Here is a 13,759-nt window from a genome sequence, read left to right as displayed (position 1 = left end):
TACCGCCCCTCTTGCATGCCTCTACGCTGTCGTCATTGCGTGACGGCCACCGCCTGGCGGTGGCGGCCGAGGCCCTCGATCTCCATCTCAACGACGTCGCCATCGGTCAGGAACGGGAACTTCCCCGACATCGCCACGCCCTGAGGTGTGCCGGTCAGGATCACGTCCCCGGGCTCGAAGGGCATCGTCTGGCTGAGCTGATGGATGATCTGCCCGACGTCGAAGATCAGGTCACTCGTCGACGAATCCTGCCGCACCTCGCCATTGACCCAGCTGCGCAGCTGCAGGGACCCGGGGTCCACTTCGGCGGCGGGCCTGATCCACGGACCCAGTGGAGTGAAGCCGGGAAGGTTCTTCCCCTTCGACCATTGGCCGCCGGATTCCTCGATCTGGAACCGGCGTTCAGACAGGTCGTTGGCCAGCACATATCCGGCCACGTGCGAATAGGCTTCCTCAGCCGAGGCGACCCTGAAGGCCCGGGTGCCGATGACCAGCCCCAGTTCGACTTCCCAGTCGACCTTCGTGGCATAAGGCGGCAATTCGAGTCGGTCGTAGGGACCGGCAATCGTCGAGGGCATCTTGAAGAAGACAACGGGCGCCTTGGGCGGTTCGGCGCCCGTCTCTCGAGCGTGCGCCGCGTAGTTCATGCCCACGCACACCACTGCCGAGGGGCGCGAGACGGGCGCTCCGATGCGCAGTCCCTCCGCTCCATCGAGGAGCCCGAGGCCGCCTTCGTCCAGTGCGGTGCGGACTCTGCCGATGCCATCCTCGGCGAAGAACTCTGGGTTGATGTCGGTGGTCAGGGGGCGCAGATCGTAGTGGACGTCGTCGTCACGCACTACCGGGATCTCGTGGCCGATGGGGCCCAAACGCAGCAATTCCATACGGTTCCTTCCATGTTCGACAGACTCCCGCATCCGGCCGTCGTTGGACGGACGCGCTATGTGAGCCTGTGGAACCACGCTAGCGGCATCTCACACCCTAGGTTGGAATCGTTCAAGTATTGGACGGCTGTTTTGTGGAACATCGCACAATCTCTTCCGCACTGCGGAATTGCGGCCCGCCAACTCGTTCGGCGCTGCGCTTCTCCTCTTCTCGACCTACTCCCCGACCGTCAGACGACCGCTGCCGTGTAGTCGGATTTGGCCCGCCGGGGGACGACGACGATGGGCACCGGGGAGTGCTGCAGGATCCGCATGGCGTGACTGCCCAGTGATACGCGCTTGATCGCCCCGAGACCGGAAGAGCCGAGCATCATGACTTCGGGGTCTTCCCACTGGACCGCAGTCAGTGCACTGGCCCAGTCGGGTCCTGTCCCGATGGCCACGTCGGTCTCGCCGGGCTTGATGTGGAGATGATCGATCGAGCACAGTATCTCGTCGGTGTCTCTCCGGATCACGTTGGCCCATTCGTCGATGACACTGGATTCGACGTCGAGCCCCACTCCGGCCGCCGAGATCACCCTCGACCGAGGAGCGAACGAGGCGATGCGGAAGGGTACGCCGGACTCGGCAGAGACCACTGCGGCCCCGAGGATGAGATCCGCCGAGGTGGACGAACCGCTGTATGCGGCAGTGATCCTCCGCAGGCGAGCGCCCGGTGCGGCTCGGTATCCGACCGGGGCCAGTGCCACCGGCAGGCTGGCGCTGTGCAGCAGGCCTGTGGAGACGGACCCCAGCGCAATCCGCCCCGGCTTCCCATCGGCAGCGGGGCCGACGACGAGGCGGAAGGCGTTCTCCTTCTGGCACACCTCAAGCAGCCCACGTCGCGATGAACGAGCACCGTGGATGACGCATTCGGACTCGATGTCATCGGGAAGGAACACCCGAACCTCGTCCAGGGCAGCCTCGGCGACGCTGCGAAGCCTCTTCTGGTATTCGCTTTCGAAAAGCACGGGACTCATCGGCCAGGCGGCGGAATCGATGGCCGCCGCGACGAGCCGATGCCCGTAGGACCGGGCGAGCACGATTCCCAACTCAACCGCTGGTCGGTTGTCCTGACCTGGTGCGATACCGACGACGATGCTCATTGTTTCCCTCCTGTGGAACCAGTTCCGTCAATGCTGTCATGTGCTGCTCGCTGCTTGCCGAGCACCGAGGATCTGCGGCCGAAGACGACGTAAAGGCCGAGGACGACCGCGGTCCAGATGAGGAAGACGACGATCGTGATGCCCTGCAGATTGCTGATGATCCAGAAGCAGCCGATGATCGCGAGCACCGGCAGGACCGGGTAGAAGGGCACCTTGAAGCCGCGCTCGAGGTTGGGTTCGCGCACGCGCAGGATGATGACGGCCAGGGACACGACGACGAAGGCGACGAGGGTGCCGATGCTCGTCATCTCGGCGAGAAAGTTCAGTGGGATGAAGCCGGCCAGGATGGCGATGACCACAGTCACGACGATCGTGCCCTTGACTGGGGTGAGCGTGCGGGGATTGACCTCGCCGAAGAGCTTGGGCATCATCCCATCGCGCGACATCGTGAACAGGATGCGGGTCTGGCCGTAGATCGAGACGAGAGTGACGGAGAAGATCGAGATTACGGCTCCGGCTGCGACAACGGTGCCGGGCCACTGGGCGCCGACGATCTTCTCGAGAATCGCCGACAGCCCGGCGCTCTGCCCTTCGAACTCCTGCCAGGGCTGAGCGGACAGGGCCGCGACGGCCACCAGCACGTAGACCGAGGTGACGATGAGGAGCGCCGCGATGAGCGCCTTCGGCATGGTCTTCTTCGGGTTCTTGGTCTCATCACCCGCGGTAGCGACGGCATCCATACCGACATAGCTGAAGAAGATCAGACCGGAGCCGGCCACCACCCCGGAAAAGCCGAAGGGTGCGAAATCGGCGAAGTTGTCGACATTCCAGCCGGTGACTCCGACAAGCACGAAGAAGAGGAGGACTCCGATCTTCGTGCAGACCATGATGGTGTTGATGACGACCGATTCGCCGGTGCCGCGGACCAACAGGAAGCAGCACATGGCCAACAGCGCGATCGCCGGAAGGTTGACGATTCCTCCCTCCTCCGGGGCGTAGGCCAGGGCGTGCGGGATCTCGAATCCGAAGAGGTTGAACAGCAGCTGATTGACGTACTGTGACCAGCCCACGGCGACGGCAGCCCCTGCCACACCGTATTCGAGGAGCAGACACGCCGCGACGCCCATGGCCGGCATCTCGCCGAGCGTCGCATAGGCGTAGGAATAGGAGGAGCCGGAGACGGGCACGCTGCCGGCGAGCTCCGCATAGCAGATCACCGCGAGGCCGGCGACGAGGCCGGCGATGACGAAGGACCAGATGACTGCCGGTCCCGCGACGGGCACGGATTCCGAAAGGATGAAGAAGATGCCGGTGCCGATGGTCGACCCGACGCCGATCATGGTCAGCGAGAACAGACCGATTGTGCGCTTGAGATCACTGTCCGCCTCCTCGGCCTGCTGTGGCACGGGCTTCACTCGGAACAGCTGTTGTCGCAGACTTGCCATTGTCTTTCCCCAGACGTCGTCGTCTTTCCAGCGGATCGGTGCCGGCGCCGTCGATCGTCAACGTTGACCGTCGGCCCGGATCCGGCACTTTCGATACTGCGACCATACGACAGTCTTGCCTCGCCGAGGTGGTGCTGAGTGGAAATCATGACTTCGGAATCGGTTGACGCTGTCAGATCACGACAAAACCGGAACGCGCTCGCCCCTGCTCAGACGCCGATTCCGAGCCCTGCGAAAAACTTATTCAACTTAAGGGTTGAATAATGCGTTGCGCCGTCTTAGAGTTATACACAACCAAGTGGTTGAATACAGAATGGAGGTTCAGTGGCAGACCAACTGACAAAGGTCTTCGCAGCCCTGGCCGATCCGACACGACGAGACATGGTGGCCAGGCTGTCCATCGCCGACGCGACGGTCAACGAACTCGCCGAGCCCTATGAGGTCAGCGTCCAGGCCGTGTCGAAACACCTCAAGGTGCTCGAGGATTCCGGACTGGTCACTCGCACCAGAGACGCCCAGCGCAGACCAGTCCACCTCGAAGGCAATGTGTTCGATCTGATGACGAAATGGATCGAGAGATATCAGCGTCAGGCCGAAGACCGCTACCAACGTCTTGACGCAGTTCTGGATGAGATGAACGCGGACGAAGACACAGAAGACACCATTTCCAACACCACATCACGCAAGGAAGCATGACATGACCACCACGAACGACACCGACTACTCGACTCTGAAACTCGACGTCCCGGATGGCGTCCAGACTGTCTCGATCACTCGTGACTTCGCCGCCACCCCGGACAAAGTATTTCGGGCACACATCGACCCAGAAATCTTCGTCAAATGGTGTGGGCCAGACACGATCACGAATACGATCCGCGATTGGGACGCGAAGACCGGCGGAAAATGGAGCTACGTCTCGACCGACGACAACGGGGAGTATGGCTTCTTCGGCTCGTTCCACGAGGTGCGGGAGAACGAGCGCATCGTCCAGACCTTCACCTTCGAAGGCTTTCCGGATGCCGTGAACCTCGAGATCCTCACGCTCACTGACTTGGGCGATGGACGGACCCGCCTGCAGGCGACGTCGGTCTTCGACTCCATCGAATCTCGCGACGGCATGGTCGCCTCAGGCATGGAGCACGGAATTCGCGAAGGTTATGACAAACTCGAGAAGATGCTCGCCGGAATTCAGTGAGCGCTGACAGCGCCGGCCCGTTCGGCGCCGGCGCTGTCGCATCGTCTGAGGAATCCCATAAGCTCGAAGACATGACCGACTCACACGATCACACGAGCGTGCCCGCCGAAGAGGATATCGACCGCTACGATACCGAGGCCCGCCAGTGGCTGGCCGGAGCCATCGGAGCGGTGAAGTCAGATGCCAACAGATCCTCGGACACGCACCTGCTGCGCGTGCCGCTGCCTTCTGCATGGGGAATCGACCTCTATCTCAAAGACGAGTCAAGCCATCCCACCGGGTCACTCAAACACCGCTTGGCCCGCTCGCTCTTCCTCCACGCACTGTGCAACGGGTGGATTCGCCCCGGTCACCCGGTCGTAGAAGCCTCCAGCGGATCGACCGCGGTCTCCGAGGCGTATTTCGCCCAGCTCATCGGCGTCCCGTTCATCGCAGTCATGGCTCGGTCGACGAGCGCCCAGAAGATCTCCCTCATCGAGTTCTACGGCGGCACCTGCCATTTCGTCGACAACGCCAACGAGGTCTACACAGTCGCAGCTGATCTGGCCGCGGAGTCCGGCGGTCACTACATGGACCAGTTCACCTATGCCGAACGAGCCACGGACTGGCGCGGCAACAACAATATCGCCGAGTCGATCTTCGATCAGATGTCGAGTGAGACCTATCCCGAACCGTCCTGGATCATCGCCACCGCCGGCACGGGCGGCACCTCGGCGACCCTGGCCAGATACGTTCGCTACACCGGTCGGGCCACCGGCATCTGTGTGGCCGATCCTGACAATTCAGCCTTCTTCGCCGGATGGCGCGACCAGGATCCGGCGGCGACGACCGATCAGGGATCCCGGATCGAGGGCATTGGACGACAGCGGGTCGAGGCGAGCTTCATCCCCTCGAGCATCGATCGGATGATGCATGTTCCCGATGCTGCCGCCATCGCCTCCATCCAGCTGCTCGAGAAACTGATGGGGCGTCGCGCCGGGGCATCGACCGGCACCGGCCTGTGGGCCGCATTCCGCATCGTGTCGCAGATGAAGGCGGCCGGTCAGAGGGGAAGTCTGGTATCGCTGATCTGCGACCCCGGCGAGCGCTACCTCGACAAGTACTATTCGCCGGATTGGCTCACAGAGGCAGGGATCGACACGATTCCCTACCGGGAGCGCCTCACGGAATTCATTGCCAGCGGTCGCCTTGGCTGAACTCGGCTAGGCAGGCTTGTCGGCCATCATGGAAAAGTACGAATCCCGACTGCGACGGACGTGCTGTCCCATCACCTCGGCGGCCTTCGTCTCCTGCCCGGCATCGATGGCTGCGATGATGTCGCGATGCTCGGGCCAGGCCTGCGGTCCTCGACGGGTGACGTTGAGGGAGTAGAGCCATTCGATCTTCCCTGAGATCTGGCGCAGGAGGCTGACGAAGGAGAGGCTGCCGCTGAGTTCGGCGATTGCGAAGTGAAAGCGCATGTTGAGCACCGCGAGGTCTTCGTAGCGTTCTTCCCCGATGACGATGTCACCGGCGGCGAGGATCTCATTGATCTCCTTGCGAATCATTCGCCAACGCTCGTCCGGGGCTTCTCCGTTGCTCTGCTGCGCTGCGCGCTTCGCGGCTCGTTTGGCGGTCGCGGATTCTAGGACGATGCGGATCTCGAACAGATCCTCAGCGTCCTCGATCGGTGACGGGGCGACCATGCTGCCGCTGTAGGGCCGAGACTCGACGAGCCCTTCAGACTCGAGAGAGCGCAACGCCTCTCGAATCGGGATCCGCGAAACGTCGTACTGCTTCGCCAGGGCCGCTTCGCGGAGCTTGCCGCCGGGCGGATGCACGCCTTTGATGATGTCGTGGCGGATCTTCGCCCCGACCGCGATGCTGTTCGAGGTCGACGCCGCGCTCGGCTTCGCGGCCGAAGTCGACCGCGCTCGAGAACCGGCTTCAGGCATTGAGCAGACCGGAACCTGGCACAGCGGCCAACAGCTTCTGCGTGTACTCCGCAGCTGGCCGATCGATGACATCTCTCGTTGCGCCCGCCTCGACGACCTCTCCGTTCTTCATCACTACAACATCGTCTGCCAAGTTCGCGACAACTGCAAGATCGTGCGTGATGAACAGGCAGCTCACGCCGAGTTCCGACTGCAGCTGACGCAGCAGGTCGAGAATCTGCTCCTGGACCAAGACGTCAAGTGCCGACACTGCCTCATCGCAGATGAGCAGCTCAGGTTCGCTGATCAGCGCTCGCGCGATCGCAACCCTCTGTCGCTGTCCACCGGAGAGATCGGCGGGCCGACGCTCGAGCATCGAGGTGGGCAGAGCCACTTGGTCGAGCACCTCGGCGACCTTGTGCCTCCTCTCGGCTCGTGTGCCGATCTTGAATACGTCGAGGGGTTCAGCGATGATCCGCTCGATGCCCCACATCGGGTTGAGCGAGGAGAACGGATCCTGGAACACCGGCTGACTGAACCGCCGCAGAATGCTGCGTTCGGCCCGCGAGGTGGCATCGACATTGAGCCCTCCAGTGAGGACTCTGCCGCTCGAGGCCTTTTCCAACCCCAAGACGATCTTCGCAATCGTCGACTTTCCGGAACCGGATTCACCGATCACCGCCGTCGTCTGCCCTCGCTTTGCGCTGAAGCTCACGCCCTTGAGTGCGTGCACCTCTTTGCTGCGGCCACGCAGCTTGTAGACCTTGTGCAGGTCTTCGACCTCGAGCACGTTCGCAGAGGCGTCCCCGCCGGTGCTGCGGTCGTTGCCCTCCCGGGAACCTTCGGCCACAGCATCGGCCGGATGCCTCTGCTGCGGGTCCCGCTCCACCACAATGCTGGGCGCGGCTTTGACCAGAGCCTTCGTGTACTCGTCCTGAGGATTCCCGAGCACCTGCTGCGGCGTCCCGCGTTCGACGACTCGGCCCTCGTTCATGACGAGGATGGTGTCCGTCCGCTCCCCCGCGACGCCGAGGTCGTGAGTGACGAAGAGCAGCGAGGTTCCTCGCTCGGTGACGAGCTTCTGCAGATGATCGAGGATCTGCTTCTGCACCGTCACGTCCAGAGCGGAGGTCGGCTCGTCGGCGATGATGAGGTCCGGTTCGCCGGACAGGGCGATTGCGATGAGGATCCTCTGCCGCATACCACCGGAGAATTCGTGCGGATATGACCGTCGCCGGTTCTCCGCGTCTGGGATTCCCGCTTCCGTCATCAGCCGCACAACATTGCGGGTCACCTCGGCGGATTCCGACATTCCGTATGTCCGCAGAGCGTCGGCGATCTGGTCGCCCACGCGCATGCTCGGATTGAGACTGGCCATGGGATCCTGCGGTACCAACGCAATCGAACGGCCCCGAAGAGTTTGGAGTCGCTGACGATCGGCGTGGACGAGGTCCTCACCGCGGTACTGCACGGAGCCGGAGCTGACATGGCCTGCCCCCGGAAGGAGTCCGAGGACCGCGCTGATCGTCGTCGACTTGCCGGAACCTGACTGACCGACGAGAGCCAAACGCTCCCCCGGTGCCAACGTGAAGCCCACATCGTGGAGCACCGGGTTCTCGTAGGAGACTTCGAGGCCGGAGACCTCGAGGACGAATTCTGACGGTTCCACACCGCTGCTGGTCGCAGTACTCATCATCTGCCTGCCGCGTATCCCTGGGCACCGCGCGGGTTCGCCCCTGCGGTGACGCGACCGGTCGCAGGATCCCGGGTCACGCAGGAGAGCCTGCCCAGTTCCCAATCGCCGGCCTTGGTCACGACGTGGCCACGTGCGATCAGCCCGTTGATGACAGCCTCGCCGAGGCGGTCCTCGACCACAGCTCCGCCGGGAACCCAGGTGCGCGGCCAGAACGATCCCGCCAACGAGGTGGTGTGCAGTGCAGGAGCATCGATCGCCTGCTGGGGCGCGTAGCCGCCGATGAGCATGCGCAGAATCATCAACAGCTGCCACTGTTCCTGCTGGTCACCGCCGGGTGAACCGAGCGCGATGATCGGCTGACCGTCTTTGGAGATCAGAGTCGGAGTCAGCGTGGTGCGCGGGCGCTTCCCGGGGGTCAGCGCCGAGGGGGCTGTTTCGTCAAGCCACATCATCTGCAGACGAGTTCCCAGGCAGAATCCGAGCTCGGGGACGACCGGCGAGGACTGCAGCCATCCGCCGGAGGGCGTGGCTGAGATGATGTTGCCCCAACGGTCGACGACGTCGATGTGGCAGGTGTCGCCGTTGTTGACACCGTTCTTCTGCACAGTCGGCTCGCCGATGCCCGCCTTGGCCATGGCTTCCTTGTCCGCGCCCTCGAGCACGAGCGGCGGAGTGAAGGTCGAGACAGAACCTGCCCGGTCGGTGCCGGGTCGGAATTCGAGTGAGGCATCATCTGCGATGAGGTCCCGGCGACTTGCGGCGTACTCTTCACTGAGCAGCCAGTCGAGGTCGACATCGGCATCCCCGTAGTAGGCGTCGCGGTCGGCCATCGCGAGCTTGAGTGCCTCGAGGATCGTATGCGCACCGATCTCGGTCGAGGGATCGAGCCGGTCGTCGTCGAAGCCCTCGAGGATCTTCAGCGTCTGGAGCAGCACCGGGCCCTGACCCCAGGCTCCGATCTTCGCAATCGAGTAGCCGCGGAAATCGACGGACACAGGTGTCTCGAAGTGTGCGTCGAATCCTGCGAAGTCGGCGGCTGTCATCACTCCAGCGTGGTCGCCTCCAGTCGAGTGCCGGTGCGGGGTGGAGATGAACTTCTCGACCGCCTCGGCGACGAAGCCGGACTTCCATTCCTCACGTGCCGCAGCGACTCTGGCAACGCGCCCTTCCACACCGTCACCTGCAGCGATGAGCTTCCTCAGGACCTCGGCATAGGGGCGGTTATAGATGAGATCACCGATTTTCGGGATCTGACCCTCCGGCATCCACTGGGCTGCAGACGTGGGCCAGTGTTCGGTGAAGAGCTCCTGAACGCGTTCGATGGTGCCCACGACTCGACCGAGAACGGGGTGCCCGTTCTCGGCGTAGTCGATGGCGAAATCGAGGACGTCGGCGAGCTCCCAAGAGCCGTGGTGCTCGAGCAGATTGAGCCAGGAGTCGACGGCTCCGGGCACCGCAGAGGCGAGTGCCCCGGCGCCGGGGACCATGTCGAGTCCCTCATTGCGGTAGTGCTCAATGGTTGCAGCTGCCGGTGCCGGCCCCTGCCCCATCATGATCTGCGGGTTCGCCGGGTCCTCGGCGGTGGCGAAGACTCCTGTCATGTCACCGCCGGGACCGTTGAGGTGGGGTTCGACCACGTGGAGGAGAAAGGCTCCGGCCACGGCCGCATCGAAGGCGTTGCCGCCGCGTTCGAGCACAGCCTGTGAAGCAGCAGTGGCCAGCCAGTGGGTGGAGGCGGCCATTCCGAAGTGGCCCTCCAGAGTGGGCCGAGTGGTGAAAGCCGGCGGTGGGGTGAATGACATATCAGTGTCCCTTCTTCGAATTGGGGTCGAGGGCGTCGCGCAGGGCGTCCCCGAAGAGGTTGAAGGCCAAGCAGATGACCAGGATCGCCAGCCCGGGGAACAGTGCGGTCGACGGTGCACGGAAGATGTACTGCTGTGCGTCGGAGAGCATGATGCCCAGGCTGGGTGAGGGCGGCTGGATACCCAGGCCGAGGAAGGAGAGGATCGATTCTCCGATGACTGCGGTGGGAATGATGACGGTGGCCTGCACGATGATCGCCGAAGCGATGTTCGGCAGGATATGCATGCCCAGAATACGTGTCTTCGACGCGTCAGTGGCGATCGCGGCCTTGACGAAATCGGCCGATTTCAGCCGCATCGTCTCACCTCTGACCACTCGGATCATCGTGGGTACCTGGGAGATGCCCAATGCGATCGCGGCATTGGCCAGGCTGGGCCCGGAAATAGCTGCCAGCCCGACGGCGATGATGAGGAACGGAAATGCCAGGGTGACATCTGTCAGTCGGGAGATGACCGCGTCGAGGCCCCGGAAGTATCCTGCCAAGAGGCCCAGAGGCGTGCCGACGATGACGGCCAGGGCAACTGCCAGGAGCCCCACCTGGAGCGAGGCGCGAACACCGAACGCGAGCCTGGAGAGAACGTCTCTGCCGAGGTCGTCCGTGCCGAGGACGAAGCCGATCGTGCCCGGCACTTGAAATGGAGCTTGGAAGTTCGTCTGGGCGAATCCATAGGGGGCGATGAGCGGTGCGAAGAGTCCGACGAGCACCACAATGGCGACCATGACGGATCCGATGAGCCCCATCGGGTTGGACAGGATGGAGCGCAGCAGCCACCAGGCCCGGTTGTTCGAGGCGTGGAATTCGGGATCGAGTCCCTGCGTGTTCTTGTCGGTGTTCGTGACGATTGGGGTGGTCATGAGGCGTCCTCGCTGACTCGGATCTGTGGGTTGATGACCGAATAGAGGATGTCGACGGCCAAGTTGATGAGAATGTAGGAGGCCGTGATCACGAGGACAACCGCCTGGATGACCGGATAGTCGCGGGAGAAGACCGCGTCGAGGGTGAGTTTGCCGATTCCCGGCAGGGCGAAGATCCTCTCCGTGACCACTGCACCCGAGATCAGGCCACCCAACTGCAGACCGATGATCGTGACGAGGACGATGAGCGAGTTTCGCAGTCCGTATCGAAAGAGGACCCTCGGTCGGGACAGTCCCTTGGCTCGTGCCATGCGCACATAGTCGGTGCCCATGCTCTCGATCATCGAGGCCCTGGTCTGCCTGGTGATGACCGCGGCCAGGCTGGTGCCCAGGATCACGGCCGGCAGGGTGAGGTAGTAGATGCCGCGGATCGGGTCGGAGAGGACGTCGACGTACCCCGAGGCAGGGAACCAACCGAGAGTGACGGCCAATACCATGATCGCGAGGAGTCCGAGCCAGAAGTTCGGAACCGAAAGGCCGAGGAGAGCGAGGAAGTTGCTGCCCAGCTCCGGCCACTTTCCGCGGAAGCGTTCTGCGACCATGCCCAGGGTGATGCCGACGATGACGGCGACCACGATCGCGTACAGCGACAGCCATAGGGTCACTGGCAAGGTGGTCGCAATCATCTCGGTCACGGCCAAGCCTGTCCGCGTGGATTCGCCGAGATCGCCGGTGACGATGTCGCCCAAGAACTTGACGAACTGGACGAGCAGAGGCTGGTCGAGCCCGAGGTCGGCGCGGATCGAGTCGAGTCGTTCAGGGGTCGCCTCTTCGCCGGCCATGGCCAGAGCCGGGTCGCCGGGGAGCATGCGCACACCGAAGAAGATGACGATGCCTGAGAGCACGAAGGTGATGATGGCGTGGAAGATCTTGGTGAGCACGAATCGAGTCATCGCTGCGCGTCCTTCTTCAGAAATCCGGCTTCGGAGAGATGGACGACGCCGTCGGAGAACACATCGATGCCGGACACATCATCGGTGTAGGCCGTGAGGTTCTTCTGTCGGTAGAGATAGATGATCGAGTTGAGTTCGCCGGTCCGCTGTGAAGCTTCGCCGTAGAGCTTCTTGCGCTCATCCATGTCTGTGGCTTCACTGGCTCGGGTGAGCAGGCTGCTGAGTCTGTCGTCGTCGACTCCTGTGACGTTGTTGCCGGCGCCTGGGTAATGGAAGGTGTAGAGGTTTCCGTGCGGATCGACGCGTCCGGACCAGCCCAGCTGGAGGAGCTCGTAGTCGCCGCGGTCCTGGGCATCGAGCAGGGCCGTGTATTCCATCGGCTGGACCGTGATGTCGAAGCCTGCTTCCTTGGTTGAGGCCTGAACGGCCTGGGCGAAGCGAAGTGTGTCCTGAGTGTTCGAAACCTTCATATTCACCTTGAGCGGAAGTTCGACTCCGGCATCCTCCAGAAGCTTCTTCGCGCCAGCTGGATCGTAGTCGACGCACTCGTCGCTCGCCTTGGTTGCGAAGGGGCTGTCCGGAGAGATACCAGAGCAAGCCGGTGAGAACCACCCGTTGAATACGGTGTTGACCAATGCCTTGCGATCGAAGGCCATCGACAGCGCCTTGCGCACCTTCGGGTCCTGGCCCAGTGGCGTCTCGAAGTTCTCCGGATTGTCGCCGAAGCCCATGTTCACGGTCAGTCCTTGGTATCCCAGAGAGTTCGACTGCAGGAGTCCGATTCCGGATTCCTCTTTGAGAGCGTCGACGTCCTGCGGGGAGATCGTGTCCGCGACCTGCACATCGCCGGAGCGGATGTTCGCGGCACGAATGTTTGCATCCGACATGATCTGATAGGTGATCGAGTCGAGGTGAACCTTGTCGGCGTCGTAGTAGTTGGGATCCTTGACGACCTTGATCGATGTCTGCGCGATGCGCTTCTCAAACTTGAACGGCCCTACGCACACCGGGTGGTCACCGAAGTCCTCACCCGCCTCGTCCAGGGCCGTCGGCGACATGATCATCCCGGCACGATCAGCCAGGGCCGCGGTGAAGGGCGCGAAGGGCTGGTCGAAGGTGACCTCGAGGGTGTGATCGTCAATGGCGGTCACATCGTTGATCGGGCCGAGTTCTGCGGAGCGGGATGATTCTTCGAGGTTGAGCCCGCGTTCGATGGTCGTCTTGACCGCCTCGGCGTCGAAGTCGGTGCCGTCGGCGAATCGCACACCGTCCTTGACCGGGATCCGCACGGTCTTTCCGTCTTTGGAGACATCCGGCAGCGAGGTTGCGAGCATGGGTGTGATCTCACCGTTCGCATCGATGTCGTAGAGCTTCTGGCACATCGTCTGCATGACATATCGGGTATAGAGAGAGGAGGATGTCGTCGGGTCGAGGCGATCCGGTTCCGAGGACAGCGCCATGACGAGATCTCCGCCTTCTTCGAAGGCTCCGGCGTCGGCGTGGACCGACTTCACGTCGGGTCGCTCGGGTGGTTCGCCGAGCGGTTGGACCGGCGTGCACCCGGCCAGCAGGACGACGCTGGCAAGCACCGCCGTTATCCGTTTCTTCACGTGCACTCCTGTGTGAGTATCCATCTCAGAGGCTGGGCGGATAGTCAGCCCGACCCTCTTGTTTGCATACAATCTAATCGTTGATTAACGTTTTGTATACAAATACTGTGAAGTTCCCGAATTCTGGGATCACGGGCAGCCCCGAGGCTGCTCGTCGCATTGGAATCACTCGAGTTCTGAGACCAACAGGCTTCGCAGGC

12 protein-coding genes are annotated in these 13,759 nt (G+C 62.7%); 3 read left to right on the top strand and 9 right to left on the bottom strand.

From position 1 onward, the window contains the following. Window positions 1-32: 32 nt before the first annotated feature. From FO013_RS20445 to FO013_RS20435, 3 genes are all read right to left on the bottom strand, one after another. Entirely contained in the window at window positions 33-884 is an 852-nt protein-coding gene (locus FO013_RS20445) for a fumarylacetoacetate hydrolase family protein (protein ID WP_143924405.1), read from the bottom strand. Between the two features lie 230 nt (window positions 885-1,114). Then, window positions 1,115-2,029: a universal stress protein gene (locus FO013_RS20440; RefSeq protein ID WP_143924404.1), complete on the bottom strand. Its 915-nt coding sequence runs from the start codon at window positions 2,027-2,029 to the stop codon at window positions 1,115-1,117. Further along, window positions 2,026-3,474, bottom strand: a complete 1,449-nt coding sequence (locus FO013_RS20435) for an APC family permease (protein WP_143924403.1) — start codon at window positions 3,472-3,474, stop codon at window positions 2,026-2,028. Before FO013_RS20435 ends, FO013_RS20440 begins: the two co-directional genes overlap by 4 nt. A gap of 324 nt (window positions 3,475-3,798) precedes the next feature. Here FO013_RS20435 and FO013_RS20430 point away from each other — a divergent pair, with 324 nt between their 5' ends. The 3 genes from FO013_RS20430 to FO013_RS20420 all read left to right on the top strand — a co-directional run bounded on the left by FO013_RS20430 (window position 3,799) and on the right by FO013_RS20420 (window position 5,865). Beyond that, complete coding sequence (locus tag FO013_RS20430) at window positions 3,799-4,170, top strand: ArsR/SmtB family transcription factor (protein WP_143924402.1); 372 nt, start codon at window positions 3,799-3,801, stop codon at window positions 4,168-4,170. A 1-nt stretch (window position 4,171) separates the two neighbouring features. After that, window positions 4,172-4,669 carry an SRPBCC family protein gene (locus FO013_RS20425; protein ID WP_186293239.1) on the top strand — a complete coding sequence of 166 codons (498 nt, stop codon included), beginning with the start codon at window positions 4,172-4,174 and terminating at the stop codon, window positions 4,667-4,669. Window positions 4,670-4,740: 71 nt separating this feature from the next. Beyond that, window positions 4,741-5,865, top strand: coding sequence for a PLP-dependent cysteine synthase family protein (locus FO013_RS20420; RefSeq protein ID WP_143924401.1), 1,125 nt, complete (start codon window positions 4,741-4,743; stop codon window positions 5,863-5,865). Window positions 5,866-5,871: 6 nt separating this feature from the next. Here the strand turns inward: FO013_RS20420 and FO013_RS20415 are convergent, their stop codons facing one another. Genes FO013_RS20415 through FO013_RS20390 form a run of 6 tightly spaced genes read right to left on the bottom strand, consistent with a single transcriptional unit; the run spans window position 5,872 to window position 13,559 of the window. Next, window positions 5,872-6,603, bottom strand: a complete 732-nt coding sequence (locus FO013_RS20415; protein WP_143924400.1) for a GntR family transcriptional regulator — start codon at window positions 6,601-6,603, stop codon at window positions 5,872-5,874. Then, window positions 6,596-8,278: a dipeptide ABC transporter ATP-binding protein gene (locus tag FO013_RS20410; RefSeq protein WP_395950072.1), complete on the bottom strand. Its 1,683-nt coding sequence runs from the start codon at window positions 8,276-8,278 to the stop codon at window positions 6,596-6,598. Before FO013_RS20410 ends, FO013_RS20415 begins: the two co-directional genes overlap by 8 nt. Next, window positions 8,275-10,080 carry a gamma-glutamyltransferase family protein gene (locus tag FO013_RS20405; RefSeq protein WP_143924399.1) on the bottom strand — a complete coding sequence of 602 codons (1,806 nt, stop codon included), beginning with the start codon at window positions 10,078-10,080 and terminating at the stop codon, window positions 8,275-8,277. Before FO013_RS20405 ends, FO013_RS20410 begins: the two co-directional genes overlap by 4 nt. Window position 10,081: 1 nt before the next feature. Further along, window positions 10,082-10,996 (bottom strand): ABC transporter permease, encoded by a 915-nt coding sequence (locus FO013_RS20400; protein WP_143924398.1) that lies wholly within the window; start codon window positions 10,994-10,996, stop codon window positions 10,082-10,084. Continuing rightward, window positions 10,993-11,949 carry an ABC transporter permease gene (locus tag FO013_RS20395; protein WP_143924397.1) on the bottom strand — a complete coding sequence of 319 codons (957 nt, stop codon included), beginning with the start codon at window positions 11,947-11,949 and terminating at the stop codon, window positions 10,993-10,995. The genes FO013_RS20400 and FO013_RS20395 overlap by 4 nt, the downstream gene beginning before the upstream one ends. Beyond that, window positions 11,946-13,559, bottom strand: a complete 1,614-nt coding sequence (locus tag FO013_RS20390; protein ID WP_260848301.1) for an ABC transporter substrate-binding protein — start codon at window positions 13,557-13,559, stop codon at window positions 11,946-11,948. The genes FO013_RS20395 and FO013_RS20390 overlap by 4 nt, the downstream gene beginning before the upstream one ends. Window positions 13,560-13,759: the final 200 nt, after the last annotated feature.

The organism is Brevibacterium aurantiacum (genome assembly GCF_007558825.1).
Classification (GTDB): Bacteria; Actinomycetota; Actinomycetes; order Actinomycetales; family Brevibacteriaceae; genus Brevibacterium; species Brevibacterium aurantiacum_A.
Note: the sequence above shows the minus strand (reverse complement) of the source record. Positions and strands in the feature narration are given on the sequence as shown.